1 protein-coding gene is annotated in these 3741 nt (G+C 43.5%); it reads right to left on the reverse strand.

Translation table 11 applies throughout. The annotated features are described in order from the left end of the window. Positions 1-3741 (reverse strand): non-ribosomal peptide synthetase (locus tag BUC06_RS23200; protein WP_139263430.1); only part of this gene is annotated, 3741 nt, incomplete at both ends.

The raw sequence follows: 3741 nt of genomic DNA on the forward strand, positions 1-3741 counted from the left end.
CCCGTACTTCCGGAGGTATAGATCACATACGCCAGATTATCAGGAGAAATGGTTCTTTCTATTTTATCCCTGGAAACTTTGCTTAAAGTATCCCAATTATTATCCAATAGAATAACATCCAGGTTACTTTTATATTGATCTGAATCATTGTCACTAAGCAATATCGTAACCCCTGAATCCTCCAGCATATACTCCTTACGGGATTGTGGATAATCAGGATCGATGGGTACGTAAGCTGCTCCTGACTTCAGGATTCCCAAAATACCGATGATCATCTCCAGGCTGCGGTTCATGCAGACCCCCACAAGATCTTCCAAAGAGACTCCCTTATCCATAAGGTAATGAGCAAGCTGGTTGGATTTATCATCCAATTCCCTGTACGTAAGACTATGCCCGTCATAAACCACGGCTATAGACTCAGGAGTCTTTGATGCCTGTGCCTCAAACAAATCAACTACCGTCCTGTCCTTGGGATAGTCTACAGCGGTATCGTTGAATACTTCTACCAATTGATGAGTCTCTTCTTGCCTTAAAATTGACAGTTCTTCAACGGTTGTTTGCGAGGGCGTATTCATATGGGTAAGCAGCACGGTTAATGCTTCTTCCATATAGAAAACCAAAGAAGAAGGATCAATCCCTATCGGTAAGATATTGAAGGACAGACCAAAATCATGACTGTAGTCATCAACATCCAAATAAAACGGATAATTGGTGCGGTAGTAACCAGATAACAATTCTCCGTCAAAACCAGAGACCTTATCTAAGTACCCTGCTTCAGAATGACGGTAGTTCAACAAGGCACTGAACATAGGAACATCATTGGGAATACCGCTCAAGTGATGAACACTCGATAAAGGAGTCTGTTCATGATCCAACAGGCTCTGCAAATGCTTATTCGTCCGGGAAATGTATGAAGGGATATCTCCTGTGAGATCCAATAAGACAGGAAGGGTATTCATAAACAGCCCCAAAGAAGATTCGGACCCCTTAGCTCCCTGCAACCTTCCCAAAAGAACTGAACCGAACAGAGCATAGTCTGTACCGCTGCATCTTCCCAAAACAAGACCAAAGGCTGCATGGAACAATACAGCAGGACTGATCTGAAGATCTGAAGACAACTTTCGGATACCATCGCGTAATTCAGCAGATACCATCACCTGGGAGGAAACGATCGTGGTACTCCCATCAATCTTCGTATCTACTAAATTGAATGGATAGGTGGGCGATTCAATCTTTCCGAATAATTCACTAAAGTATTTGTTACTCTCATCCAATTTATTTTTATTCAAGGTGTGCCCTATAAAATCTCTGTATAAAGAAGCTTTAGGAAGCAGACCTGACTGCCCGGACAGATAAAGACTAATCTCACCTATTATTTTTGAGGTCCCGACGTGGTCCATCACCATATGATGGTGGTTTAACACCAGATAATACTTCCCGTTAACCGCATCATCTGCGGCTTTCACTCTTATGGCAGGGGCTTGGGTAAGGTCCATATACAAGTTGCCGGATGTCTGCTCCTGCTCGACCTGAGGTAAAACATCCCATCTCTCATCTATGGCAAGTTCTTCTACCTTAAGTTCAGCTGTTCTCTGTACCACCTGGACAGCCTGAGCAAAACCTTCACTCAGAATACACGTGCGAAGAACATCATGACGATTGATAACAAACCTCAAGGCTTCAATAAATTCAGAGCGCTTTTCTAACGAGGAAAAAGACAATAACTGTGACAATACATAAGGATCTCCTTTGGTGGCATCGCTCATCAAATGATGGAAGTAAATACCTTCCTGTAAAGGAGCCAACGGATAGATATCCTGAATATTGGAGGGCCCTCCAGAAACATGGTCCATAATGATATCCAGCTCATTCTGGCTCAAATCCACCAGGGGAACCATCGAAGGAGTGATATACTCACAATCCCTGACAATACCATTCTCAGGAATCTTATAGCCTTCTTCGGTAGAGGTTAATTTTGTGCTCAATTGAGCGATAGTGGGCCCATTGTAAAAATCGCCAATGTTCACCGTATACCCAAGCTTTCGGATCCTCGCTATCAAACGGATCGATAATAAGCTTTGGCCGCCCAGTTCGAAGAAGTTATCGTGAACGCCTACTTTATCAATTCCCAACAACTCCTGCCAGATCTCTGCTAAGCTTTTTTCGAGCTCTGTCCCTGGAGCAACATAGGCGTTCGTGGACAAAGCAGAGGAGTCTATATCAGGTAATGCTTTTCTATCGAGCTTACCATTGGAGGTCAATGGAAGCGCGTCCAGTTCTATCCACAACCTCGGAACCATATATTCAGGTAAAATTTCATGTAATTGTGACTGTAATGCCTCTTTGTCAAAATCTCCATCCATTACCACATAACCAATCAATCTTTTGTCGTCATGTTCGTCCGATTTGGCCAAAACACAGGATTGGACGACTCCAGGTAATCCTGACAATACATTCTCGATCTCCCCCAACTCAATACGGTAGCCGTTGATCTTGACCTGGTTGTCCTTTCTGCCTAAAAACTCAATATTCCCGTCAGGCAGCCATTTGGCTAAGTCGCCCGTCTTATACAAACGATCTCCTGCTTTGAAAGGATTGGAGATGAACTTTTCATGCGTCAGCTCATCATTGTTCAAATAACCTCTTGCCACTCCTAAGCCTCCTATGCATAATTCTCCGGCAGATCCTATTGGACATAAACGATCTTCGGAATCCAATACATAAACACCCGTAGTCCCAAAAGGAACGCCTAATGGAATTGAACGGGACAATTCCCGGGTGAAATCAACTTGATAAATCAGTTTTCCTATGGTGGTCTCGGTAGGACCATAATGGTTGTAAACCTCACAACGCACATCATTTGAGGCCAAAAGAGAGAAAATACCATCGGTAAAGGCTTCGCCGCCCAGTATCAGGCACTTATTAGGAACAAGTAACGTATCATTAGATTGTAAGCTCTTCCAGTGAGAGGGAACCATTTTTAAACAGTCAATATCCAGAACGGAGATTCTATCTGCATCGATCAATTCATCGTCAGAGAGCACATAAAGCGTTCCGCCTGTTAACAATGAGGGATAAAGTATCGTATTTCCCAAATCCGTGGCGATACTGGAAGTGGAACCAAAACTGCGGCATGACGAAATATTGGTCTTGGACAAAAGTCCATAAAAATAATCTGTTAATGATCTGTGGGCGATCTCAACCCCTTTTGGCATACCCGTACTCCCGGAGGTATAAATGACATACACCAGATTATCAGGAGAAGCGATCCTGTCTAACCTGGCAACAGAATGATGACCCATATTATCCTCCCAATCGGTATCCAGTTCTATAACTGCTAAAGATTCACGGGATGAGAAAACAGCGCTGTTGGCAGCATCACTCAGCAGGATCCTGACTCCGGAATCATCCAGCATATAATCAATACGGGACTGAGGAAAATCAGGGTCTATAGGAACATAGGCTGCTCCCGACTTAAGGATTCCCAAGATACCGGTGATCATCTCCAGGCTGCGGTTCATGCAGATACCCACTAAATCTTCTGCAGAGACTCCCTGATCCAGAAGGTAGTGAGCCAACTGGTTGGATTTTTCATCCAATTCCCTGTACGTAAGACTATGTCCCTCATAAACCACAGCAGTAGTATCGGGAGTCTTTCCAGCCTGTGATTCAAACAAATCAACAACTGTCATGTCCTTAGGATAGTCTATCGTTGTAGTATTGAATTCCTCTAATAATTGA

This window comes from Chryseobacterium carnipullorum, assembly GCF_900142785.1.
In the GTDB taxonomy this organism is placed as follows: domain Bacteria; phylum Bacteroidota; class Bacteroidia; order Flavobacteriales; family Weeksellaceae; genus Chryseobacterium; species Chryseobacterium carnipullorum.